Origin of the sequence: Streptomyces sp. NPDC001787 (assembly GCF_040297465.1) — a bacterium.
GTDB lineage: Bacteria > Actinomycetota > Actinomycetes > Streptomycetales > Streptomycetaceae > Streptomyces.
The window spans coordinates 177,267-200,377 of sequence record NZ_JBEOZE010000015.1; the positions used below are offsets into that span (position 1 = coordinate 177,267).

The 23,111-nt window shown below is 69.4% G+C and carries 27 protein-coding genes and 1 pseudogene; 18 read left to right on the forward strand and 10 right to left on the reverse strand.

The annotated features are described in order from the left end of the window. Positions 1–640: 640 nt before the first annotated feature. Complete coding sequence (locus ABT170_RS21810) at positions 641–1,963, forward strand: outer membrane protein assembly factor BamB family protein (RefSeq protein ID WP_351869852.1); 1,323 nt, start codon at positions 641–643, stop codon at positions 1,961–1,963. 150 nt (positions 1,964–2,113) lie between these two features. Here ABT170_RS21810 and ABT170_RS21815 read toward each other — a convergent pair. Next, positions 2,114–2,302 (reverse strand): annotated as a pseudogene (locus ABT170_RS21815) (hypothetical protein); the annotation flags it as partial. Between the two features lie 412 nt (positions 2,303–2,714). Here ABT170_RS21815 and ABT170_RS21820 point away from each other — a divergent pair. Together ABT170_RS21820 and ABT170_RS21825 are read left to right on the forward strand one after the other, a co-directional pair. After that, the gene (locus ABT170_RS21820; protein ID WP_351869855.1) at positions 2,715–3,797 is read left to right on the forward strand and encodes a hypothetical protein; all 1,083 of its coding nucleotides are present in this window, start codon (positions 2,715–2,717) and stop codon (positions 3,795–3,797) included. Positions 3,798–3,853: 56 nt separating this feature from the next. After that, positions 3,854–4,003 carry a hypothetical protein gene (locus ABT170_RS21825; protein WP_351869857.1) on the forward strand — a complete coding sequence of 50 codons (150 nt, stop codon included), beginning with the start codon at positions 3,854–3,856 and terminating at the stop codon, positions 4,001–4,003. Between the two features lie 355 nt (positions 4,004–4,358). Here the strand turns inward: ABT170_RS21825 and ABT170_RS21830 are convergent, their stop codons facing one another. Further along, on the reverse strand, positions 4,359–5,012 hold the full coding sequence (locus ABT170_RS21830; protein ID WP_351869860.1) for a GNAT family N-acetyltransferase: 654 nt from the start codon (positions 5,010–5,012) through the stop codon (positions 4,359–4,361). Beyond that, the gene (locus ABT170_RS21835) at positions 4,927–5,247 is read right to left on the reverse strand and encodes a lasso peptide biosynthesis B2 protein (RefSeq protein WP_351869959.1); all 321 of its coding nucleotides are present in this window, start codon (positions 5,245–5,247) and stop codon (positions 4,927–4,929) included. The genes ABT170_RS21830 and ABT170_RS21835 overlap by 86 nt, the downstream gene beginning before the upstream one ends. Here ABT170_RS21835 and ABT170_RS21840 point away from each other — a divergent pair. From ABT170_RS21840 to ABT170_RS21850, 3 genes are all read left to right on the forward strand, one after another. Then, positions 5,153–5,422, forward strand: coding sequence for a hypothetical protein (locus ABT170_RS21840; RefSeq protein WP_351869962.1), 270 nt, complete (start codon positions 5,153–5,155; stop codon positions 5,420–5,422). The genes ABT170_RS21835 and ABT170_RS21840 overlap by 95 nt on opposite strands. A gap of 246 nt (positions 5,423–5,668) precedes the next feature. Further along, a complete protein-coding gene (locus tag ABT170_RS21845) occupies positions 5,669–6,439 on the forward strand; it encodes a hypothetical protein (protein WP_351869863.1) in 771 nt (256 codons plus the stop codon). A gap of 528 nt (positions 6,440–6,967) precedes the next feature. Then, entirely contained in the window at positions 6,968–8,143 is a 1,176-nt protein-coding gene (locus ABT170_RS21850) for a hypothetical protein (RefSeq protein ID WP_351869866.1), read from the forward strand. A 127-nt stretch (positions 8,144–8,270) separates the two neighbouring features. Here ABT170_RS21850 and ABT170_RS21855 read toward each other — a convergent pair whose 3' ends face one another. Beyond that, positions 8,271–8,831: a DUF6233 domain-containing protein gene (locus tag ABT170_RS21855; RefSeq protein WP_351869869.1), complete on the reverse strand. Its 561-nt coding sequence runs from the start codon at positions 8,829–8,831 to the stop codon at positions 8,271–8,273. A gap of 4 nt (positions 8,832–8,835) precedes the next feature. Beyond that, on the reverse strand, positions 8,836–9,612 hold the full coding sequence (locus tag ABT170_RS21860) for an isoprenyl transferase (protein ID WP_351869872.1): 777 nt from the start codon (positions 9,610–9,612) through the stop codon (positions 8,836–8,838). Between the two features lie 522 nt (positions 9,613–10,134). On the opposite strand from ABT170_RS21860, the gene ABT170_RS21865 reads away from it, so the two are divergent. Further along, positions 10,135–10,749, forward strand: coding sequence for a hypothetical protein (locus tag ABT170_RS21865; protein WP_351869875.1), 615 nt, complete (start codon positions 10,135–10,137; stop codon positions 10,747–10,749). Between the two features lie 633 nt (positions 10,750–11,382). On the opposite strand, the gene ABT170_RS21870 is transcribed toward ABT170_RS21865, so the two are convergent. From ABT170_RS21870 to ABT170_RS21880, 3 genes are read right to left on the reverse strand one after another with little or no spacing between them, the layout of a single operon-like run. Next, positions 11,383–11,634, reverse strand: a complete 252-nt coding sequence (locus tag ABT170_RS21870; RefSeq protein ID WP_351869877.1) for a DUF397 domain-containing protein — start codon at positions 11,632–11,634, stop codon at positions 11,383–11,385. Further along, positions 11,631–11,867 carry a DUF397 domain-containing protein gene (locus ABT170_RS21875; protein WP_351869880.1) on the reverse strand — a complete coding sequence of 79 codons (237 nt, stop codon included), beginning with the start codon at positions 11,865–11,867 and terminating at the stop codon, positions 11,631–11,633. Before ABT170_RS21875 ends, ABT170_RS21870 begins: the two co-directional genes overlap by 4 nt. After that, complete coding sequence (locus ABT170_RS21880) at positions 11,864–12,739, reverse strand: helix-turn-helix domain-containing protein (protein ID WP_351869883.1); 876 nt, start codon at positions 12,737–12,739, stop codon at positions 11,864–11,866. Before ABT170_RS21880 ends, ABT170_RS21875 begins: the two co-directional genes overlap by 4 nt. Positions 12,740–12,999: 260 nt before the next feature. On the opposite strand from ABT170_RS21880, the gene ABT170_RS21885 reads away from it, so the two are divergent. The 8 genes from ABT170_RS21885 to ABT170_RS21920 all read left to right on the forward strand — a co-directional run bounded on the left by ABT170_RS21885 (position 13,000) and on the right by ABT170_RS21920 (position 20,124). Beyond that, positions 13,000–13,746, forward strand: coding sequence for a hypothetical protein (locus tag ABT170_RS21885; RefSeq protein WP_351869885.1), 747 nt, complete (start codon positions 13,000–13,002; stop codon positions 13,744–13,746). Between the two features lie 3 nt (positions 13,747–13,749). Further along, positions 13,750–14,424: a nucleoside/nucleotide kinase family protein gene (locus tag ABT170_RS21890; RefSeq protein WP_351869887.1), complete on the forward strand. Its 675-nt coding sequence runs from the start codon at positions 13,750–13,752 to the stop codon at positions 14,422–14,424. Beyond that, on the forward strand, positions 14,421–15,290 hold the full coding sequence (locus tag ABT170_RS21895; RefSeq protein WP_351869889.1) for an isocitrate lyase/phosphoenolpyruvate mutase family protein: 870 nt from the start codon (positions 14,421–14,423) through the stop codon (positions 15,288–15,290). Before ABT170_RS21890 ends, ABT170_RS21895 begins: the two co-directional genes overlap by 4 nt. 57 nt (positions 15,291–15,347) lie before the next feature. After that, entirely contained in the window at positions 15,348–15,824 is a 477-nt protein-coding gene (locus ABT170_RS21900; protein ID WP_351869891.1) for an NUDIX domain-containing protein, read from the forward strand. Continuing rightward, on the forward strand, positions 15,821–16,771 hold the full coding sequence (locus ABT170_RS21905) for an NAD(P)-dependent oxidoreductase (RefSeq protein ID WP_351869894.1): 951 nt from the start codon (positions 15,821–15,823) through the stop codon (positions 16,769–16,771). The genes ABT170_RS21900 and ABT170_RS21905 overlap by 4 nt, the downstream gene beginning before the upstream one ends. Then, positions 16,768–17,292: a nucleotidyltransferase domain-containing protein gene (locus ABT170_RS21910; RefSeq protein WP_351869897.1), complete on the forward strand. Its 525-nt coding sequence runs from the start codon at positions 16,768–16,770 to the stop codon at positions 17,290–17,292. Before ABT170_RS21905 ends, ABT170_RS21910 begins: the two co-directional genes overlap by 4 nt. A 924-nt stretch (positions 17,293–18,216) precedes the next feature. Beyond that, the gene (locus ABT170_RS21915; RefSeq protein WP_351869900.1) at positions 18,217–18,939 is read left to right on the forward strand and encodes a hypothetical protein; all 723 of its coding nucleotides are present in this window, start codon (positions 18,217–18,219) and stop codon (positions 18,937–18,939) included. 954 nt (positions 18,940–19,893) lie between these two features. Then, positions 19,894–20,124, forward strand: a complete 231-nt coding sequence (locus ABT170_RS21920; protein ID WP_351869903.1) for a site-specific integrase — start codon at positions 19,894–19,896, stop codon at positions 20,122–20,124. A 45-nt stretch (positions 20,125–20,169) separates the two neighbouring features. On the opposite strand, the gene ABT170_RS21925 is transcribed toward ABT170_RS21920, so the two are convergent. Further along, positions 20,170–20,940: a hypothetical protein gene (locus ABT170_RS21925; protein ID WP_351869906.1), complete on the reverse strand. Its 771-nt coding sequence runs from the start codon at positions 20,938–20,940 to the stop codon at positions 20,170–20,172. Between the two features lie 197 nt (positions 20,941–21,137). Here ABT170_RS21925 and ABT170_RS21930 point away from each other — a divergent pair, with 197 nt between their 5' ends. Together ABT170_RS21930 and ABT170_RS21935 are read left to right on the forward strand one after the other, a co-directional pair. Further along, on the forward strand, positions 21,138–21,290 hold the full coding sequence (locus tag ABT170_RS21930) for a hypothetical protein (protein ID WP_351869909.1): 153 nt from the start codon (positions 21,138–21,140) through the stop codon (positions 21,288–21,290). 7 nt (positions 21,291–21,297) lie between these two features. Beyond that, on the forward strand, positions 21,298–22,125 hold the full coding sequence (locus ABT170_RS21935; protein WP_351869912.1) for a phosphotransferase family protein: 828 nt from the start codon (positions 21,298–21,300) through the stop codon (positions 22,123–22,125). A 264-nt stretch (positions 22,126–22,389) separates the two neighbouring features. On the opposite strand, the gene ABT170_RS21940 is transcribed toward ABT170_RS21935, so the two are convergent. Further along, positions 22,390–22,623, reverse strand: coding sequence for a hypothetical protein (locus ABT170_RS21940; RefSeq protein WP_351869915.1), 234 nt, complete (start codon positions 22,621–22,623; stop codon positions 22,390–22,392). 12 nt (positions 22,624–22,635) lie between these two features. Between ABT170_RS21940 and ABT170_RS21945 the strand changes: the two genes are divergently transcribed. Then, entirely contained in the window at positions 22,636–22,791 is a 156-nt protein-coding gene (locus ABT170_RS21945) for a hypothetical protein (RefSeq protein ID WP_351869918.1), read from the forward strand. The last annotated feature ends 320 nt before the right edge of the window (positions 22,792–23,111 follow it).

Genomic DNA, 23,111 nt, shown 5'->3' on the forward strand with positions numbered 1-23,111 from the left:
TGGCCCTGACCAGTAAGGGTTGTGAGGTTGCCCCGCAGCGCGGGAGTGGCTGACTAGCTGGTCAGGGCGGGTTGACGTGGTTCCAGGATCTCGTGACCAGCGTCGACTGCGAGGCGAAACTGGGCCGCACGCGCGGCGCACTGTCAGGGAGTGGGTGTGGAGGAGTTCTTCGCGATGGGTGTCTCGCGAGACAGGGGCCGATGCCGTCAGCTCGTCATGTTCACCCGGATGGGCACGGGCTGTACGGTCAGCGTCTTGCCCGGACGAAATCAATTGGTGTGCCCCGCCGCCCGACGGGATCATGAGCTGCCGCCTGTCGTGCTCTGGACGGTGATCGTTCATGTGCCGCCCCTGGGAGGACCCCTGTATGACCCTTGTGCCGACAGTCCGACGTGTGCTCGGCGACGGTCCATTCGCCGAGATCGGAGAACCCGCTCTGGCCGTCGTTGATGAACGGTCGCGGACGGTTGCTGTGGGTGGGGACCTCGGACATGTCCAGTGGAGTGGGAGCGGAACCGCGGGCTCCCGATGGACGGGGCACCGGATCGGTGTCTACGGGCAGGACGGGCTGCGGTGTCGGCACCTGGTGCGGTCCTGGTACCCGGTTCGGTCTCTCGCCTTCCATCCCGTTCTTCCCCTGTTGGCCGTTGGTACGGGGCGCTACGACGGCGGCTACTCGTTCGAAGGCGAGCTGCTGTTGATCCACCTGGACTCCGGCGACGTGGTGTCCGCCCTGGAGTTCCCGCGGGAGGTGCTCGGCGTGGAGTGGCGCAGCGGGACGGCGCTTCGTCTGGTCCTGGCGCCGTGTGACGACTGGGAGAACCCGCGGGCAAGAGAGCAGGGTCATGCGGTTGTTGTGGTTCGCTCAGGCTGGGGTGTCGTCGGGCAGGAGGCGATCGGTGCTGAGGAGCTGGCCGCCCCCGTGGAACCGGTGGTCCGGCTGGATCACAGCGCGGAGGCCCGCCGAATCCTTGAGGGCCTCGCGGCCCCGGCCGGTAGACAGTGGTCCGTACGCCGGCGCGTGTGGGCTGTCGAAGGTATGGAGGACGGCCGCGTGCTGGCCGCTCTGGACGGGGTCCTGGCGGAGTCGTGGCTGCCGTCGGGAGGCCTGCAATGGGCGGTCGAGGACGAGGAAGGCGGACGGCAGCTGGTTCTGGCCTCCGACGGCACATCGGTCTGGACCAACGCCGAACGCCGCAGCCGCCACAAGGGAAGGCGCTGGGAGACGTCCGCACCCCGAGTCGCCCGGATCGCCGTCGAGACGGGGCAGGTGCTGGAGACCCTGAGTCCGGGCGTGTTCACGGTTCTCGTCGATGGCGGCCAGAGGGCGATCCTCAGGCCGTTGGACGGCCGCCGCAAGCGTCGCGAACGGCTGATGATGCTCGGCCTCGACGGTCCGGTGAGCGGTCCGGAGGTCGGCCATTTCGACCTGTTCAATCACCCGTTCCCCGTCCGTCGCGCGAGCCGCCCGTACGTCCTTGTAGGTACTGACCCGGAAAAGCCGTACAGGGAGAAGTGGGTCACCGCCCTGGGTGCCGATGGGACATTGCGGCCTCTCTTCCCGCACTCCTGGGTACCGGCAGAGCACCATTTCGGGGGTCCCGCAGTCGAACTCGGGCAGTCCCTGGTCTATGCCAGCGCCGTCCACCACGGCCACGGGCTCCAACCCGGTGGGGCATACACAGTGCGGCGATCTCTGAACGGCTCAGTGCAGTGGCAGCATCGCACCGATCATCCTGCCACTGCCCTCGACACGGACGGGGACACCATTTACGTGGCCGACAACTCCGGCGCCCTGACAGCACTGGACGCCGCCGACGGCTCGGTGCGATGGCACACCGAGCTGGAGGTCGAAGGAGCACCGACCACTGCGCTGTCCCTTGCTGTGGCACCTCAAGGGCACTTGCTCATCGGGACCGTCGACGGCCGGATCCTGGAGTGTCCACTGCGGCCTTGCCCCTGAGAGCGGAGCAGCCTCCTCGTGCTGCTGCGGGACGCCGGTCCACCAGGTGATGACCGCGGGCACCGTAACCCGGACGACGTCGCCCACCCGGTCCAGGAGCGGGCCCAGCACCTGTACGTCGCCGGGATCCGCCACGAGGCCGGCCTCCTCGCGGAGTTCGCGGACAGCCGCCTGGGCGAAGGTCTCGCCCGGCTCGACCGTGCTGTCGGCGAGCTCCCACGTACGGCGCTGGTGGCAGGAGCTCCGGCCATCGAGGTCGGCGGTCAGTATGTCTTCGCGGGCTTCTGGAGCGAGGGAGACGACCGGCTGGAGGTCTACGGCGGGGCTGCGGGCATCCACGCCTTCGTGAGACTGGGCAATCCCGACCCCGAGTCACACCTTCGAGGGTCACAGGCGGGCGACACCGTCGAACAGCGATGGGCCCACGCAGTGGCCCACACCGGCCCGGCCCCACAGAACACATCCGATCCCGGCAACTGACCACGCCGCGTAGTCCGAGCCCGAACCGCCACATGGACGTGCCGATCACCGACATGGTTAACGCCGGCCGCCGCAGACCGGTGCACACGGTTCGCGGCGAGAATGCCCTCGTCGGCGGCTCGGGGTATTTGACGGTGTTTGGGGGACCGCCGGCTGCCCCGCGCCTGTTCCCGGAGGTCACTGCGACCTGCTCCGTAGGTTTGTGTGCATGGTCAGAACTGAACCCAGCGCGGCGGACAGGCACTTGATCCGGATCGCAGCAGGATCCGGATTGAAACTCAGCCCCTACCAACTGGAGCGATGGCGAACTGCCGGGCTGATTCCACGGCCGGGGCCGGACACCCTGATGCGGATCGGGAGCACCAGGGTCTACCGGCCGGAGACAGCAGCCCTGGTGACGGGCCTCCTGACCTGCGCTCCGCGGTGCAGGACGACCGCGGACCTGGCGCTGCTGGCGTTCTTCAACGGGGTCCCGGTGCCCTGCGACCCGGTACGAGCCGCCCTGCTCGCGGAGTATTTCCCCCACTACGACGAGGACCGGAAGCGGGCAAGCGCGCAGTTCGAGCGGATTCCGGCGGAAGACCGCGACGCGACTGTCCCCGAGTACAACTGGGCAGAAGCCACAGCCGCCGGCGACATGGAATACACGGCAGCCGTCCGGCAGATGAGAGACAACCTCCGACGCCGCCGCGACCTGGCGACGGCAACGCGCGGCGAACTCGACGAACGTGTCCGCGGCGTGCTGATCTGGCTGAACGCACCGGCCCTGCCCACACACGACCCCGTGTTCATGGCGGACCTGCGCGCCGCCATGGCGTTCGCCGGACCGCCCGAACAGTCCCGCGCAGCGTGGCTGCTCGCCGCTCTCTGCCACAGTGAGCAGCTCGCGGAGCGTTGCGAAACCTCCCGCACGGAACGGCTTGAGACCTTTCTCGCGGTGACCGACGAGGATCTGGGCAGCCTGCGGGAGCAGGTGCGGGAGTCCCTGGATGCCATGTGGTGCATGGCGTCGGAAGGACGCTGGCGCCGCTGTGAGGTCGACTCGGGTGCGGTGGCCCGGCGGGCGGGCCGCATGCTCGTGGAATGGACCACCGCGCGCCAGGCATACCCGCCCGGTTCGAGGCCTGCGCAGGTGCTGGTGGACGGCCTGCGCAGCCTGTGGTCCCTGTGCTCGGCCGACACTGCCGGAGAAGGCCGCGACGCCTTCCAGCGCCGGACCCTGACCCGGTCCTGGTCCCGGGCGGCGGGCGGAACCGTGGCTGCGGCCGGGTACCCACCGCACCGGCACGCCCACCAGCCGGCACACAGGTCCAGGTGGGGATCGACGGCCCGGCCGGCGGCACCTGGACCGTAATCGCTGGCGGGCACCGTTGCTCGCTCGCCGAGCCGGACGTCGAGCGTCACCTGCCCGTGGCCGCATGCGTCCGCCTGGACGCGGAGACAGCTTGGCGCCTGTGCCCCCGTGGCATCCAGCCGGACGCCGCCGTGGCCCGTGCCCGCATCGATGGCGACCAGGAACTGGCGGAGGCGGCTTGCCAGATCGTGTCCATCGTCTACTGACGCCAACCAGTTCGAGGTGGGCATACGCGGTGACATCGGCAGCCAGTCTCTTCCGAGGCAGCCGGCCGCCATTGGGGATCTCAACTGGCCACCAAGGGACCACCAGGTTCACCGCGGTCGGCGGGTGCCGAAGGGCAGCCGCGAAGCGCTGCACATCTCCGGTCGCGGCGAAGCGGCGGGGGAGACAGGGGCCGGGCCCCACGGCTGACGGAGCGTCGTCGCCAGCACGGCCGCACCGGCCAGGAACCGAGGAGTCCCGCCGACGGGGGATGCGGCGGGACCTCCCCCTGACGCTACGCCGCAGGCCACCTTGGAGCCCACTGATTCCCCGAGGTCGCACCACGGGCGAAGGCGCTCAAGCGGGCGTGGCAACCGCGGGGGTGATGACGGACGGGGCGCTGAACTCCGAAGCCAGAGCGTCCATCACGACCTCATCGCACACCTGCCCGAGCCAGTACCCAGCCTGACGGATCGCGCCGGCCTTCTGGAAGCCGGCCTTCTCGTACGCGCGGATAGCGCCTGTGTTCGGCGCGAGGACCTTCAACCAGACCATACGCAGGTTCGTGACGTGGAACGCGTAGTCGAGGGCGAGCCGGGTCGCGGCGGTGCCCAGACCCCGGCTGCGGACTTCCGGCCCCAGCATGATCACGAACTCGGCCGTACGGACGCCGTGCTCGGGCAGCAGGGTCGCGACGCCGGCCGGTGTGGGTTCGTCGCTGGTGAGGTCGTAGATGGTGAAGCGGATGTTCTCGCCGCGCTGCTGGTGGGCCATGCCTTCGGTGCGGGCCTCCAGAGATTCGGGGGCCTGGCGTCCGTAGCCGACCAGCAGCGCGGGGTCCTGCTCCCAGCGCCAGTAGGTCTCGACGAGGTCGGTGCGGTACGCGCCGAGCCCGCAGGTCTTGGCGCGCAGCCAGATGATCGGGTCAGCGGAGCTGGTGATGGCGGTCTCCGATGGTGAGCACGGGGGTGTAGGCGTGGGTCGAGGACAGTTCGGCGACGTCGTCGCCATTCATAGTCTGCACCCACGCGTGGAGCCGGATCGGGTCGGACGCGATTCCGTGGCAACAGCGGACGCCGAGGCGGCGAGAGGCGAGTACCAGGACGGCGGCGACGGACTCCTCCAGGCACGCGCAGCGTCTGCCCAAGCCTTTGTCCCCCGCAACGCTGTCCGCGCTGGCGATGGTCAGCCAGGTCCAGCAGCCGCTGTTCCGTACGGTTCCCTCGCCCAGCGCCCGCGAACTCACCGACAGGAACAAGACATTTGTCCGCTATCTGATCTGGGTGGCTCACGGCGAGGAGCCCGAGTCCCATCGTCCCCACACGGCGAACCAGCTGGCCGCGCTCGCAAAAGGCGCGGTTTCCCGGCCGACCGTACTCAAGTGGCTGCAGCCGGACAACGGCGGCGACGCCGACCTCTGACCGGCAAGCTGCCCGCCTCCCCGGAGGCACTTCACGCAGGTCAGGCGACATGGCCCACTGTCGGGCAAGCGTGGCAAGACGTGGAGTGGGACGCGGTTCGCAGAAGGGCCCCAGAGCCCTTTCTCTGTTTCTTCCCCCTGCGTAACCCGCGCGCCGGGAGCATGGCGGGGCCGCCCCGTTGAAGGACGACAGCCTGCCCGGACGATCCGGTGCCCACCCAAACAGGTCCAGACACAAGGAGATGCCATGCCCCACCATCACCGCGCACACCTCTACTTCAGCGTCGACCAGAGCACATGGAGGGTCGAGGTGCTTCGCGACCTCGATCCGGATGATCCGGAACTCGGGCCCGAAGTGGACGAGGACGCAGACCCGGTCGCCACGCTGGACACCGGCCTTGAGGAACTGACACCGAAGGACGCCGTCACGGAAACGGCCACAGTAGTCCTGGCCTCCGCGAACTGGGCCACCCACGGGGACTGGCAGCCGGGGCACGGCGAGTGGACCGTTCCGGTAAGCGCCGTTGATGTTGCCCGGCAGACCGCGTGGTCCATGTGGGTGGCGGCCAGCGCAGGCCGGAAATTCATCGGCCCCGGCATCACCCAAAGCACGGGCGATCAGTTGGACAGTGCCTTCCGGAGCGGCGTTTCCCTGACCGCCGTGTACGCCGCCGGGGCCCGGATCATTGACGATATGGCTGCGGACCTCGCTGACATTTATGGGGTGGACACATTCGCTGACATGCTGCGCATTTTCCGGCAGTCGCGACCGGCGGATGATGCGGTTGCCGAGATCGTGACTCGTCTTGCCGCAGGTGGACCTGGGGCTGTCGCCATCTGGTGGGAGGAGCGGCACACGGTGATCGACGAGGACGAGGCACTCGAAGACATGCTGTCGAGCCTGCATCACGTGGCAGTGCTGATGTCCATGGCGGTGGACAGGGCGAGCGCCGAGCCGGGTTTCGCGGCAAGGATGTTCGCGCACAGCGACTTGCCGCTGAGCAAAGTGGCTGGCTGACTGATCAGCCCGTAAGGCACGTCGGATCGGGGTACTTGATTCACTTGCCTGGAGGTCGCCAGTCACCCGGGATAGTGGGAAGCGTCCGGGGGCTCCCGCGCCGTACGGGACCGGTTCAGGTACCGCCCGCAGTGTGCGCCCACCGCGCTGGGATCTTCCGTGCCGCTCGGTCCGGAGGGGTGAGCCGCGTGTCCGGCCGTTGTCGCTCACGAGGCCCCACTCCGGGGCCGGTCCCCCCTGCTTTCCTCCAGTCCGTCCGGCAGGCCCAGTTCGATCGACCGTTTCGCCGCTGCCGTGGACCGACCGACGTCCTCACACGCCTGCGAGAGCGGGGCCCGGGCCGCGTCCTTCGGCCGCCGCCGCAGTCGCACAGTACGTACGGCCGCGCTGCGGCTCGATCCGTTCGGCTGGTCTTCTGCGCAATGAGGTCACCAGTATGACTTTTAGGACCCTCCTTGATTTGAGTTTTAGGGGGGTCCTAAAGTTGGTGTGCGGGGGTAACTCCCCCAACGGTCAAGGGAGATCATCATGCTGCGTGTCATCAAGTCCACCCTCCAGGGACTCGACATCGACGAGGACCGCGAGGACGAGTTCGCTGCCGCCGCCGAGGCCGGAGCGCTCCTCCGCGAGACCTACGCGGAGAACGAGCACGGGCAGAAGGACTGCACCATCGTGGTCCGCGCCTACACCGACCCCGACGGCCGTCACCGTTTCGCCGTCCTCTACAGCAACCCCGGCGACGTCGACTGGCAGGACACCGAGGACTACGACACCGCCCGCGCTTTCTACGAGGAGACCGTCCGCGCCGACCCCAGGACCGACGAGGACGGAGCGATGAGCCCCCTCTTCGCCGCCACGGACGTACCCGGTGTCGACGGGTACGAGGACGGGGCCGAGGCGGCGGGCGACACCGAGGCGTACATGCTGGTCGCCGAGTGGGTCACCGAGGAGGCCGAAGAGGCGCTGCGGATGGCCGCCGAGAGGACGCAGGCCCGTCAGATCGCCTATGCCCGCGCCCTCGACGCCTCCGGGTATGGCAGCCAGACCCTCCTGGCCGACCGGGTGGGAATCAGCAGCCCGACCGTGAAGGACATCGCCGACCGGGGCCGCAAGCTCATCAGGCAGCGGTTCGCGGCGAACCTCTACGAGGACAGCGCGGGCGGCCTGTACGTGCGGCGCCAGGGTGAGACCACCGTGTGGTCGCTCGGCTACGACCCGGCCCAGCTCGGCGGCCCGTTCGCGGCGGATGCCGCGGCGTGGCGTGACGGCGAGTGGGAGCCCAGCGAGAGCGACGGGCAGATCCCGGGATACGGCAGGGACACCAGCGACCTGACCCACATCGCCACCTGGTCCACCATGGCCGGGCTGGACCTGATGGGCGACGCCGCCGCCGGCCGCCCGGCGGCGGGCGGTGCGGGCCGCGTGTACCTGGACATCGGCCACACCGCGACCTGGTCCGTCGTGCGCGGAGAGTCCCCCGACTCCCACGCCGTCGAGCCCGGCCGTATCGGGCTCGACATCCCGAGCACGATCCTGGACTGGGCCGAGGAGTACGGGGTCGGCGCGGACGACACCGTCTACCTCCTGGTCACCCCGTCCGACGAGGCGGGCGAGGTCATGGGCGAGCTCGCCTACACCGAGTACCCGATGGCAGGCGCAGACATGGCCACCCTGCGCGCCGAGCTGAAGGAACTGGCTGACTGACCTCTCCTCCCGGAGTGGCCCCGTCGGTGCAGGCGGTTTCTAGGGGTCGTTGCAACACCCCAGCTCAGGGGGGTGCAATGGACTTCAAGATCCGAGAGAAGAGGGGCCACTCCGGTTCACCGGGGCCTCAGCTCCGCTTCCCGTCGCGAGGGTGATCGCGGAGAGACATGTCGGTCCCGCAGATCCGGCAGCCATGTGCACCGGGGAGTCTCATGGCCGCCCGCGCCTTCTGTTCAGTGGTCACCTCGACTCCCTCGTCCGCGCTCCAGCAGTCGGCACGGTGGACCCTGGTGGGCCGGACCACCGCAGCGGACGGGCGCCGCTCGGAGCAGATGATCCAGCTCTGGGGCGGAGGAGGCGGCTGCACCGAACTGGGCGGCGGCGGGGGGATGTCCCGGGTGAGGTAGATCCGCGGGACCGGATCGTAATCGGCCCCGGCCACGGGGGACGCGCTGGAGGCGGGCATCCAGGCCCGGTACTCGCCCGGCTCCGGCCGGTCCGGATCCACCGCCCGCCACAACACGATCCCGACGTCGAGCAGCCAGCCAGACTCCGTCTGCCTGCGCGAGTACAAGCGGCCCCGTACGGTCAGCCCGTCCGGCATCGTCACGTCCACCAGGGGCGCGCTACCGGCCGGCCGTTCCTCTCTCACCCCTCCACGGTACAAAGTGCGCCGCGCACCTGGCATGACGTCACCGGCCGTAACGGCGTTCCCTCGCCGCGTAGGAGCGCAGCGCGCGCAGCAGGTCGATCTGCCGGAACGCCGGCCACAGGACCTCGACGAAATGCACTTCCGCGTAGGCGGACTGCCACAGCAGGAACCCGGACAGCCGCTGCTCGCCGGAGGTGCGGATGATGAAGTCGGTGTCGCGGCCCGCCGGGGAGTACAGGTTGTCCGAGATGTGTCCGAGGTCGAAGTTCTCCGCGAGTTCCTGCGGGTCGCCGCCGGCTGCGGTGTGCTTCTCGAACGCGGCTCTGACGGCGTCGACGATCTCGCGGCGGCCGCCGTACCCGACGGCGACGTCGACCTTGAGCCCGGTGCGGCCGGTGGTGCGGGCGGCCGCGTCCTTCAGGACACCCGCGCTTTCGCCCGGCAGTAGGTCGAGCGAGCCGATGATCTCGATGCGCCACTGTTCGTCGGCCGCGCAGATGCTCTGGACGGTCTCCTCGATGATCTCGATCAGCGGGCCGAGTTCGTTCGCGGGCCGGTGCAGGTTGTCGTCGGAGAGCATCCACAGGGTGACGTGCTCGATCCGGGCGGCGTCGCACCAGCGCAGGAAGTCGCCGACCTTCGCACCGCCGACGCGGTAGCCCTCACGTGGGTCGTCGTGCCCGGCTCCGCGGGCCCACCGGCGGTTGCCGTCCAGCATGATCGCGACGTGCCGCGGGCGGGGGAGACCCTCCACCTTGCGGGCCAGGCGCCTCACGTACACCGCTTCCAATGCCAGGCGAAGCGCCTTGAGTGCCACGGGCCATGTCCCTTCGGTCAGCAACCACATGTTCCGAGCGCCACCGTATAGCCGCCGAGGCCACGGAAAGGACGTTCGCCCCATGCCCCCAACGGATCTCGCCACCGCTGTGGACCGCATCAACTGGGACAACCCGCGCCGATGTGCGGCCGGCACGAGTACGGCACCTCGCGCGACCTGGCTGATGACAGAAAACTGCTGGTCTGGTCCCTGATCTCTGTGAGGAGGGGTCGCCGGGGATGGCTGTCGGTGGCCTGTGGCAGACTCACCATACGGTTGCCAAGGCACCACAAACCGGGATCTCAGTGTCACAGGGGTACCCGGCCGGGCCGTGATCTTCAGCGGGATCGCGACGTCCGTCTCCTTGGTAAGGCGATCTCAGCGTATCGCTGCCCCCCGGGGGGATACGGACTGAGCACCATCGTGATGTGTGACCGCAGAACGCAATCTGCGAGCTATTCCCATGAGTGTTGGCGCGTGCGTCAGCCCATGGACATGCCTGCTTACACGAGGTGGACCCTTATGACCGATCAAACCGCTGACGACCTCGCCGAGCTGCTGGTCACGGCCGACATCCGTGGTACCCACGCCGCCGTGCTCGACGCGGCGCAGCCCGCCCTGCAGCCGCCGACGATCGCGGTCTGGACGGACCGCGCCCGTGCCAACTGCCCGGGGTGCCGTCAGCCCGTCGCGCAGGACATGGCCGACAGCTGTCCCGTGACCCTGGACCAGTGGGAGCTGCGCCCTTCCGATCAAACGCACCACTGTGGGGAATGGCTGAGCGTGTTGTACGCCCAGGTCAAGGGAACGGGGTACGGATGTGAGGTCGCCGTCGCGGACATCGAGCGCACCGCGCGCTCCCTCGCGGAGGACCTGAGCGAAGAACGGAACCATCTGCGGGACCGGACGACGGCCCGGCTGCGCCGCGAGCTGCAGGAAGCCCTGACACGCCTCGCTGAACCGCTCAGCGGGGGAGAGACTGACGAGGAGCGTGCGGACGAGGTGAGCACCGGCACAGACATGGAGCCGGGCGTGATCCATCAGCACGGCAAGTGGTTGGCGTGGGACCGTGACCCCGTCGAGCTGTACGAGACGCTCACCGTTGACGAGCAGGATCTGCAGCCGGCCGGCCTGTGACGGCCGCGCCCGGCTTCGGTGTCACCGCGGGCGGGGCCCACGCATGAACCGGCGGCGGCCGGCAATGGCAGCCATGCGGCGAGCCCGGTCCGCTGCGCGGTGACCTGGCTCGTCACCTGCGGGCGAAGGACAGGTCTACCAGGCCCCAGCCGTTGCGGGCGGCCTCCGTCGTCATGTTGGGGTGGGGCTGTACTGCTGACAGCGCAGTCCCACCGGGCGTTCGGTGATGGTGGCGACTGCGAGACCGGCCTCCCGGGCGACGGCGGCCGCGGCGAGGGAGTTGTGGATCTGCGCGTTCGCGGATGCCCGCAGCTTCGCTTCGGTGCTGCCTGGGGATGTTGAGGGGGCAGCGGGCCGTTCCGCGGGAGGCGTCGGTGGCGTTCTCGGCGCGGACCGTGGTGTGGGGACTGCGCCGTTGGTGATGATGCGTGTCCTGGTCCGTTCGGCCATGGCCGGGGGCGTGGGCCGTCCGCGTTCAGAAGGGCGCACCCGGTCTCGGGCAGGGCTGGTGGTTCCCTTGCGGGGTGCCCCGCAGCCGGGACCGGCGTTCGTCGCCTGCGTTGTTTCCCCTGCGGCGCCGGTTGAGTCCCGTCCTCTTGGGCTCGCGCCGGCGCCGCCTGGGTGGGCGACGGCTCAGGAGTGGGGAGGCCTGAGGTCTTCTTCGAACTCCTTGGCGGCTGCGCCGTCCAGGTATGCCTGCCATTCGGCCGCGGTGTAGCGCAGGACGGTGCCGGCCGGGTCGTTCGCCTGGCGCATGGCCACCGCTCCTTGCGGGAGGTGGGCGATCTCGAAGCGGTCTTCGGGGCTGCTGCCCGGCGCGGCCAGCCAGCGCACGTCGCTGATGTCGAGTGTGTAGAGGGTCTCCTTCTCGGCGCGGGTGGTCATGCGTTGGTGAGCCGTCCGGTGAGAGCGGCCTCGGTCAGCAGCCGGAGGGATTCCTTGGTGCCGCGGAGGTCGGGGCGTTCGGGGTACCAGGTGTCCTGGACGGCGATGATGTCCGGGAGGGCGGGGATCTGGGCGAGTTCGACGCAGTTGCCGTTGTTGGCGGTGTAGCTGCTGCGGTGCCGGGTGGCGGGGTCGATGTCGGCGGCGTAGCGGTCGGCGGTCGGCGAGGTCATGGCGATGTCAGTTCTCTTTCGATCTTGGCGATGAGGGCGATGCTCTCCTCGACGGACAGAGCCGTCGCGGAGAGGTTGGTGGAGAGCCTGTCGAGACGGCGCAGGCCCAGGGCGTCGTCGATGTAGACGGTCCCGGCCACGGACTCCGCGAAGGCGGCCGTCGGGCCTTCCTGGCCGTCGGATCTGAAGGTGGTGAATGCGCCTGTGACGATGCCGGATTCACCCTTCGAGAAGGGGATGACGCGCAGGTCGATGTGGGGCCGGGCCATCACCTCGCGAAGGTGACGCAGCTGTTCGAGGTAGGCGACGGGGCCACCGCACTGGAAGTGGAGGGCGGCCTCGGTGATGACGGCATGGAGCCGCAGAGGGTCGTCGGACTCTATGCGGCGCTGCCGCTTCACCTTGATCTCGACCAGGGATTCGATCTGGTCCGGGCCGAGGGCGGCGTACCCGACGCTGCTGACGGCCCATGCGTAGGCCTCGGTCTGGCACATGGCCGGGATGAAGGCCTGCTGGCACTCGAAGACCTCGTCCGATTCGTGTTCCAGCGAGATGTGCTCGGAATAGTTCTTGCTCAGCACGTCGCCGTAGGAGTGCCACCATTCCCTGGTCCGGCGGCGGCCCGCGCGGAACAGTTCCTCAAGGCGGGCCTGGTCCTCCTCGGGCACGTCGAAGAAGTCCATGAGGCGGCTGAAGTCGTCCGGGTTGGCGGATCGCTCACCGGTCTCGATGCGGCTGATCTTGGAGCCGGAACAGCCGATCTCGACGGCGAGGTCGTCGGCGCTGATGGCGCGTTCCTCGCGGCGCCGGCGCATGTCGGCACCGAAGTGCTTGCGCGCGGTTCGCGGGCTGCTCGGGACCGCTGGCGGCATGTGCTCCCTCCCGGGGTTGGCCAGGTCAGGGAAGCGTAGAGCCTCCCTGTCCGCGGCATGGTGCCAACAGGGTACTTCCGCATGCACAGTTCACATGCCTGGCATGCAAACTGGCATGATGCCAGTCACGTGCTTGACGTGATGCCAGTACGGGGAGCACGCTAGCGCCAGTGACGCAGTGCACAAACGCGGAGCCGGAGTGTCATGTCCGGCGTGTCATCGTTCGCGTCACGGTTCTGTTCCTGCGCGAGAGGATCCTCATGTCCCTCGATCACCCCGCCGCCTTACCGCCCCCGGTCACCGATGCCTGGGAGTCCCTGGCGGACGGCCTGATCACCCAGCGGCTCCACCTGCATCTGCCGGACATACAGACGGCACTGGGGCTCGGCACGGCAGAGTGCCTCCTGCCGGCCGGGGCGCATCCGGCCGCGTTGCTCGCCCGTCCGGTGCCGTTGCCCGGGGCGGCGCGGCCCCTGGTGGAAGCGGCGGGCCTGCGAGCCTGGACGGTACTCCCGCAGCGGTTCGGCGGCCCGGCCCAGGCGAGCACGCCCCCGCTGGCCGCGACCGGGCACGAGCTCGCCGTCCTCCTCGCGGCCGGCTGCGGTACCCCGGTCGAGGAGGCGGTGACCGCCGTGTGCGACGCCGCCGTCTGGTGGACGGGCGCCTTCGCGGCCATCCGGCACACCGGCGGACATCACCGCACCCTGGCCGACGTCACCGCACCGGTATCCCTCGAAGTGCTGAACCGGACGGCCCGCCTCCTGGCGCTGGGGGCGGCGGCCCGTGTGCTGCGCAGGTCCCTTCAGCACAGGGGCGACGGGGACGACGCGCTGCGGAACGCTTTCTGCCGCGCGGTCACCGAGGCGATCGTCGCCGAGCCCGGCATCCCGGCCCTGGTGGAAGACCTCGGTGAGCTGCGGCTCGCCGATCTCGTGGTCAACGCCCTGCCCTGGCGCGGCCGTCACACGGCCTACCGCAGCGGGCTGGGCTCCGGGCAGGTGGAGTAGACGATGGACCGGCGTTTTCCCCTGATCGTGCTCGAAGGCGGGGACGGAGCGGGCAAGACCACCCTGCGCAAGGGCCTGTTCCGGCTGATCGAAGGCCTGTACGGGGTCACACCCCTGTCGGTGCTGACCACCAACTACCTCGACGAGGACGTCGCCGGGGACCTCGTGGAGGGCAAGTACCATCCCGGCGAAGCGAACCGGGAACGCTACCTGGCTGCCCTGGGCGCGGACAAGAGAGCAACGGTCCAGCGGCTGATCCTTCCCGCGCTGCCGTGGCGGCCGGTGATCGCCGACCGGTGGATCATCTCCGAACTCGCGTTCTTCGCGGTCAAGCACGCCATGGCGCCGGAACGGACGTACGCGGCCCTGGCGGACGCCGTCGGCGTGGGTGCGGACATCACGCTGCTGCTGGAGACCACGGCCCGCACCGCCCTCGACCGGGCCGCTTCCCGTGCGGACGACGCGGCCCGGCAGGACTGGGACACCCTCCCCGTCCAGGAACGCGTCCATGCCGTGCACCGGCAGATCGCCGACAGCCCCGACGACTTCGCCCTGCTGGGCCCCCTCGTACGGATCGATGCCTCCGCCGACCGGCCCACTGTCCTCAACGCCGCCTGGGACGCTCTGCGCGAGCGCCGGCTGCTCCCCGCCCTGCCACCGAGAGAGAACGACTCATGAGCCCCGTTGTCCGCCAGATAGCCCGTTCCCTGTCCGCCGAACTGCACAACGCGTCCGTGAACGGCCGCCCTGTCCGGGCCGTCGGCGCCGCCAGCGCGATGGCCGCGAGGATCGCCGTGGACGCCGGCTTCGATGCCCTGTGGGTGTCCGGGCTGGAGGTGTCCACCATGCTCGGCCTGCCGGACGAGAACGTCCTGAGCTCGCGGGATCTCGCCGACACCGTCCTGGCCCTGCGCCGCGCCGCCGGCCTTCCGGTGATCGTCGACATCGACAACGCGGGCGGCACCGTGGCGGCCGCGGGCAGGATCGGCTTCGACCTCGCCCGCGCCGGAGCGGCAGCCCTGTGCCTGGAGGACTCCGCCTACCCGAAGACGAACTCCTTCTCCCTCCACCGTGACCAGGAGCTGGCCGAGATGGAGCTGGTGCGCGGCCAGCTGAAGGAGCTGAGGGCCCGCGGCGGTGACCAACTGGTGCTGATCGCACGGACCGAGGCGCTGATCTGCGGGGGCACCCTCCAGGAAGCGATCATCCGGGCCGAGACGTACGTCGCCGGCGGCGCAGACGCGGTCCTGATCCACTCCAAGGACCCCACCGGCCAGCAGGCCCTGCAGACCGCCTCGGCGTGGAAGGGGAACGCACCCCTGGTGTCCGTGCCCACCGCGTTCCCGACCCTGGACGCAAGGATGCTCGGCAAGGCCGGATTCTCCCTGGCCATCTACGCCAACCAGCTCTCCCGCGCCGCGATGCACGCGATGCGCGAGGCCGCCGAAGACTTCCGCAGCACCGGCCGCTTCGATCCGGACCGGCTCGCCGACGTCCAGGACCTTCTCCAGGTCGGCAACCCCGACGCCCGCGCCAGCCTCTGACCCGGGTCACCTTCCCACCCCGCCACCCACCGACCACACCCGAGGGGGAGGTTCGGCATGCCCGAGCTGCCCAGGATCAGCGTGTCCGTGAAGGCCGCGGTCCTCCACAACAACCAGGTCCTGCTGCTGTCCTACGACGACTCCGACGACGGCGGCGACTACCACTACAACCTGCCCGGCGGCAAAGCACGGGAAGGCGAACCCCTGCGCGACGCGGTCGTCCGCAAGGTCCTCGACGAGACCGGCCTGAACGTCCGCTGCCTACGTGAACTGTTCGTCGTGGAGTACGTGCCGGACACGTTCGGCTTCGATCTCGGCCCGCTGCACAAAACCCAGCACAACTTCCTCGCCGAGATCACCGACAACAACACCGCCGCCCGCATGTGCGAACCGCGCGACCCCATGCAGCGCGGCGTCGAATGGGTCCCGCTGGCGGACCTGCCGGACAAGCACCTCCTGCCCGCCAAGGGCCAGCACATCCTCGACGCCCTCACCGACCAATCCCGGCGCGACATCCTGGTGGACCGGTGGTGACCGGCAACGGCCCCAGCCGCCCCCAGGCGCTGGTCCTCACCGGCGCAGCCGACACGACCCTCCTGGCCCGGGCACTGCCCGGATGGACCGTCCACAGAGCCGACTCCCTCGACCAGACCGCCGAACTGCCCGACCCCGACGCCGTACGGATCCTCGTGGTGCGCTCCGGTGTCCCGGTCGGCCCCGCCGAACTCGACCGGCTGCCCGGCCTGACCGACATCATCCGCGCCGGATCCGGCCTCGACGGCCTCGACCTCACCGTCCTGGCCGCCCGCCGCATCCGCGTCCACCGCAACCCCGCACCAGCCGGAGCCGCGGTCGCCGAATGGGCACTGACCGCCGCCCTGTCGCTGGGCCGCCGCATCCCGCTGGGCCAAGCCGCGCTCACCACCGGCCTGCACCTCAAAGCCGGTTGCCTCACCCCACCACTCTCCCGGGCACGGGTGGCGATCTGGGGCGCGGGCACCGTCGGCAAGGCCTGCGCCCGGGCACTCGCCCCGCACGTCGGTGAAATCCTCTACGCGGCCCGCCCCAGCATCGACCCCGGCCTTCCACAGATGCCCGCCGACCGGCTTCCCGCATGGGCCGACCTCCACATCAACGCCCTCCCGCACACCACCGACACCCACCACACCTTCGGGCGCATATTCCTCGACCGCGCCCGCGAGCGGCATCCGCTGCTCATCGTCGCCGGCCGACTGGACACCGTGGACCTGCCCGCCTGCATCGAGGCCCTCGACAACGGCCGGCTGGACGGCCTGGCCATCGACCCCATCGACCACCACCACATGACGCTGCTCCCGCGCCCCGGCATACCCCGCAATTTGCTGGTCACCCCGCACATCGGCGCCCAGCGCACCGACGTGCGCGCGGCCCTCGACCAGTGGGTCGCAGACCTCGCCCGCACCCTCTCCGAGGCCCAGGACGACGGGAGGAGGGCGGCATGAACGACCACGTCGCCCTCCGCCTGGCCCTCACGCACAGCACCGCCCGCGGCCTGCTCGCCGCCCACCCCGGCGCCCGGGTCCACCTCACCGGCGCCCTCGCGCACGGCCTGGCCCACGCACGGTCCGACATCGATCTCCTGCTGATCACACCGGACACCCCACCACCGGTCACCGCCGTCCACCGCCAGCAAATCCGCGTCGACATCACCGCCATCCCCCTGCGGGAAGAGGCAACCCCGGCCCCGACGAGCGGAGTCCACACCGAAGCCGGGACCTACCGCTGTCCGGACCTGCCAGGAACCCTTCGCCTCACCCGCTGCGACGGCCGCCTCCACCTCTGGCGCCGAGGCACCGCCGACCCGCTCACGCCCACCAGCCCCGACACCTACACGGGCCCCGGATACACCCTCGACCTCCGCCACAACGGGCCACACGTCACCGGCTTCACTCTCAACCTCTCCCGCGCACCCGACCTTGTGTACTCACCCGCACGGGGCCGCCCCGACCTCACTCAGGAATGAGAGCCGTTCGACGCGGTCTGGACATTCCGCCGAACGGCAGCCAGCACCGCTACCAATCGACGTCAAATCGATCCTGACACATGAAAGGCGAGCACGGATGACGTCGCGCTCAGAAGAATCCGGATCGATGGAAATCGGCCCGGCCATCGGAAGGCGATCGAGAGAGGGTGGGAAAGCCCTTCCCGTGAATCAGCAGCAAGCTCGACATGTTCCCACGCACGATACCCGCGCGGGCTGCGCCGGTGTCCACGCCTGAGGATCCTGCTGCTGATCGGATGCGATCCCGAGGAAGAGGAATAGGAATAGGAGATCGCGAACGCCGACAAGGCGCAGGATCTATTGCGCAGAGACCTCCGACCAGTTCGATCACGACGAACAGGCACTTCGACCGCCTCCTTGAAGAGCAGTCCGTCCGGCAACGTGAAGCCCGTTCCGTTCAGGAGTCGTTCGACTTTTTGGAGTCCAATTTTCCGGACGCCGACTACAGCGAACTGAGAGTCCGCCTTGATGCGCGGATCGCGAGGCACGCCGAATGAGGTCAATGCGCGGGAGTTCCCTACTCGTACTACCGGGACCCCGGGGGAAGTTTCGGCTCAGCCGGCCCGGCCTCACGCACACCGGCCAACCGGAAGTGGATCACCCCATCGTTTCCCCCGCAGAGCTGCGAAAGCACCTCGCGCACAATCCGGCGGACACTGCCGGGCTCTTCGATCAGCCGAGTCAGCCGGACTGCTGACCGCCAGCCGACCGAAGGCCACACCGAACCCCAGCCGTTCACCCGAGGAGACGGCCGCTGCGGTCCCCTCGGACTGCTGCCCACCGTCGTCATGGAGCAAGACGTCACCGACCTTGCACTGGAAAGAATCATCGCCCACCGACAGGGCACTTCAGAGAACGACGTACGACAGAAAGCCGGAAAACACCATGACTCTTGAATTTGAATTCCAAACTGAACTGCAAGTGCTGGCGAGCCGTATCCAGGAGGATCCGAGACTCGAGCTGACATCTTTCGACATCGGTGCACCGCTCCCAGAAGAATCGATAACAGAGGTCGAGGAGGCGCTGGGAACGGGAATCCCGGAATCAGTACGCCGACTGTACCGATCAATGGCACACGCGACCCTGTGCTGGCGCTTCCGTCCCACCCTTGACGAACTGACTCGGATCAGAGTGGCCGAGGATTTCTCGGAAGCCGTAAGTCGCCACAACCTCTACACAACCGCAGGGTCCATACGGATCATTCCACTGGAAGAAATGCTCTTCGATGAGGAATATGCCGTACCTTCCATTGAACCCGACGCAGGAAAAGACCCGAAGTATTTTGTTTTCGACGGAGAAACCTACACCGAAAACAAGTTCGAACAGATGCTGCGCCCCTTCGATCTCGTTGACGATTTCTTCGCCATGGCTTTCGTCGTGCAGCCAGGGGAGAAGGAATGGAAAATGATGCTGCTTGATGACCATGGGGCCTCGTACCACGGTTCCCGGCTGACTCACCTCGACGATTACCTGAAGTACATCATCGCGACCTGGGGCCTGGTGAACGCCCGCCCGGAGCTCTTCGGCAGAGGCCGGGGAAACCACACCCCCCTCGGGTTCGACCCAGCCCTCGCAGCCGCGCGAGTCCCATCAGTCCTCCTCCCGTAACGGCACGGTGTCGGGCGCCAGGGTTCACCTGAGCGGTTTCCCTCGGCCGTATCACGGACGGGTCGGGGGGTTCCGCAGGTACGGAAGCCTGCCTCGGCCCGTGCGTCTTCGAGGAAGTGGGTTTCGGCGCCGGGTACGGCAAGAGCGGTCCGGAACTGTTCGCGTGCTTCACGGAGACGGCCTGCCGTCGCGTACGTCTGGCCGAGCCGGCAGCGGATGTGGAACTCCAGCCCGTAGTAATACGGGTCGAGCAGGCTGTGCCGGGCGGCCCGCGGCCTCCTGTCCCGCCTGGGGCAGGTCGAGATTGTCGGCGCCGACACTGTTGACCTGGTCACCGCCGCCCTCGACCGCTGCCCTCCCGATGCCCTCCCGAAGCTGAAGGAGGTCCTCACGGCCGCGCTCGGCCCGGCCCCGACCGGGGGCACCCTCGACGCGGGCCGCAGCGCTCTGGCCGACGGGAGTGCCCCGGCCCCGGCGGGCTGGTCCGTGGTGTGGTCGCTGTCCCCGGTGCTGCCCGCATCGGTGCTTGCCCCGTGGCAGCCCGTAGTCGACGCGATGACCTCCCTGCTCGGCCCCGCTCCGGCCCAACCGCCGCCGCACTTTCGGATTACACCCTCATCGCCGCCGCGCGGGACCTCGCGGACGTGGCCACCAGCCAGGGCACGACGGCGGCCGTCGCGCTCCTGTGGCAACAGCAGCAGACCGGTTCCCTGTCCCCGGACTACTCCCGGACCGTCCTGGGCCGGCTCGTCACCACCGACCCGGCCAGGTGGGCCGCCGATGTTCCCGCGGTCATCGCCGCCCTCGCGGACCACGCTCTGCAACATGCCTACCTGGCCGCGCTGCGCACCCAGCTGACCGCCGAACCGTGCCCGCTCCCGGACCACGAGGCCACCACGAGGGCCGTCATCACGGCGCTGTGGGACCTGCTCGGCGCAGGAGGCCAACCGGATCATGAAGGCGTGGCGTACCACCCGGCGCGCGGCGCGGGCCGCGCGCCGCCGGATCACCGGGCACTCCATGCGCCGCGGCTGCATCCAGGCCATGCTGGACGCCGGGAATCCGGCCGAAGTCGTCGCCGTGCACTCCCGGCACTCGCCGCGCTCCACCGCGTTCGACGCCTATCGCAAGAAGAAGCTGTCCTGGAGCGAGAGCCCGACCGCCGCCCGCGGGCTGGCAGCCTGATCCGACCACACGGGCTCCGCCCACGATCACTTCCGAAGCGTCCGGCTACGAGATCGGAGCGGCGACGCCGGTGAGGTCTTCGACCACGCGGGCGTCGAGCTCCACGGCACGATCTCGCAGGCACACCTGCTGGGCGGGGGTCAGGCCGAGCGCCTCGTCGAAGGCGAGGCGCTCGAGGGCGGCAGCAATGTAGCCGGGCGCGGCTGCAGCCAGGGCCTGACGCAGGGCCTCGCCGGCAACGTCAGCCGCCAGCTGGCCGGCGGCGTAGTGCACGGCAAGGGCGTACGTCTCGACAGCCCGCCTGTTGATCCGTTCCAGAGCGGCGGCCTGCGCGGTGGTGTCCCCCTGTTCGGCACGCAGCACGAGATCCGCCGGGTCGTGGCCGTCGGCGGCCGCGGTCTCCGGCCGCCGGAGACCAGATGCAGTGGCCCCCTTGAAGGTGGCCTCCCGCGCCGCCTCGGTGGCCGGGGTGTTCTTGGGCGTGCGTCGCAGCTTCTCCTTGAATCGGCGTGCCCCGTCCTTGAGGTACGGGGTGGCGGTCTCCAAGGCCGCGACCGTCACGGTGTGAGCGACGTCCACCACGATGTCGGTGACGCAGTTGACGACGAGGTTCCTCACGCCGTCCCTATAGCCGTCGTCGTACCGGTCGCGAGCGTCGTAGAGCTCGGCCTGGGCGACGAGCATGTTGTCCCGGTCACTGCGAGCGGTACCTCGCATCCCGCCGACGGAGGTACGGGAACGGTCGAGGTGGGTGCCGTCGGGGTACTCGACCCACATCAGCCTGCGATTCGGCTGCGGCTGTTGGTAGTTGGACATGACGACACCGTAGAGGGCCGCACCGACAGCGCGGCGAGTACGCGGGTCGGCTGAGGCAGGACGTGCGGCCCAGGCGGAAGTCCTCGGGCACCGAGATGCGGACCCGGGTCGCGGTGGCCCACGCTGTCCCGCCATGATCCGGCGCCAATCCCGGCAACGCCCCGGCGGAGCGATGAAGCCAGCGGTACCTTCCTGGCATGACGATGACGTTCCCCGAGCTCAGGCGCCCGTCTCCCGGGCCCACGTCCAAGCCGCCACCCGGCGGCCCCTCCACCGGGCCGCCGACCAGGCCGGACAAGAATCCGCCCTTCCCGCCGAGCAACCCCGAGCAGCCCAAGCCGGGGAGCTGACGGTTCCGTGTATGTGGAGCGGCTGACGTTCGATGAGCTGCCCGCTGCGACCCGGGCCGTGATCGCGGCCCGGGTCGGTGAGGACTGCCCGCGGGTTGAGGTGGAGAACAGCACCAGCTCGGCGCTCGCCTGTTGGGCCTGGCCGACGACGCGCTCAGGGATGGTGTTCCTGAAGGGGCTGCCGGTGGCGCACGAGCGGATCGGCGAGCTGCGGACCGAGGTCGCGGTGGCCCGGTTCCTTCTCCCCAGCGCGCCGAAGGTGCTGTGGCACGAGGAGGCCGGGGGCTGGCTCGTGGTGTGCTTTGAGGGCCTGGACGCGTCGTCCTGGACCTACTTCGGTGACGACGGCGAGCACCTGGACGCTGTCGCCGAAGTGCTGCGCGAGCTGAGCCTGCGGGCCGCGCCGGCGGTGGTGCAACGGACGGCGTGGGATAAGTGGGGGGAGTACTGCGACCCGGCCGCCGAGCCCTTCCTGACCGGTGACCGCCTCGCGCACTCCGACCCGGCGGCCACCAACTTCATGACCGGCCGGGACGGCCGGGTGTGGATGGTCGACTGGGCGTGGGCGATGCGCGCCCCAGCCTGGCTGGATACAGCACTGTGGGGCTTCCGGCTGGTCCTAGACGGCGAACAGACCCCTGAACAGGCCGCACGCTGGTGCGCTAAGATCCCCGCGTTCACGGAGGCCTCCCGGGAGGCAGTGACCGTCCTGACCGAAGCCGAGGCCCGATGGTGGGAAGCGTGGCAGGAGTACGGGACGGAAGACCTGGAGCGCACCGTCACCGCGGCGCGGGCATGGGCCCGGTACTGCGCATCCCTCCCCGGGCGTGAGTAACGAATTCGTGGTGATTCGGAGGGGTCCGGCGGTGGCGGTTCATGCGCGGTTTCAGAAACGGATGGGGCATCGCAGGTCGGAATCGATCCCGTTCGGGTGCTCCTCGCCGTCTTCCTGGTGCGCGGGGCCGAAGATCCCGTCAATGGCGCGGAGGTAACTCAATGCCAGTGACGAGGGTCCCAGCGAGTCAGGAATCATCTCGCAACCGGGCCCGGCTCGCGCGGAATCCGAGGGAGGACGTAGGCGAGCGGCTGACAGCCGTCGCTACAGCGTGCCGTCGATGCCGGAGGAGCAGGCGTTCGGAGTGCCGACCCTGCGGCGGTAGCGGCCCTGCGCGGCCTGCTCGGACTCCACGCCGAGTGCGGCGGCGATCTGCCGGAACGTCAGCAGCGGCCTGCCCGTGCGGGTGCTGGCCGTACTGGCGGCCAGTAGCAGGGCACCTTCCAGACCCTCCAGGTCGTCGCGGGCGACCTGGAGCAGCGCGAGCGCGGCGGCCACATCGTCCGTGCGGTGGAGTGGGGCCAGAGCGGCGAGAAGGCGGCCCTGCCGCTCGGCGGCCCGCTGAGCGCGACGGAACTCGCCGAACGGTTCCCCACTCTGCCCTTCACCCTCGGCGGCACCCGGCCCATGGTGCGCGGCCGGATCCGCGAGTACGTCGCGCTGTAGCCCGTCAGGGCCGCGTGCCCGACCCCAGCCGTCGCCCTGCTATCCCCGTTCGTGCGGAACCATGTGATCATGCTCGGCCGGTACTCCGTCCAGCTCCCCGGCCTGCACGGCGGACTGCGGCCCCTGCGCGCTCCGGACCTTGCCGCAGCCCGGTAGCGGATCGGCAGGGACGCTGGTGTGCTGCCGGTCGGGGCCGGCAGCACACCGCAGGTCACTTCGACTTGGACGCGCGCCGCCGCCACGCCCGCACAACGGCCCCGAAGACCCCGATCACGGCAGCCGCGACAAGGTCCGCAGGCAGCTCGGCCATAAGCCCAAGA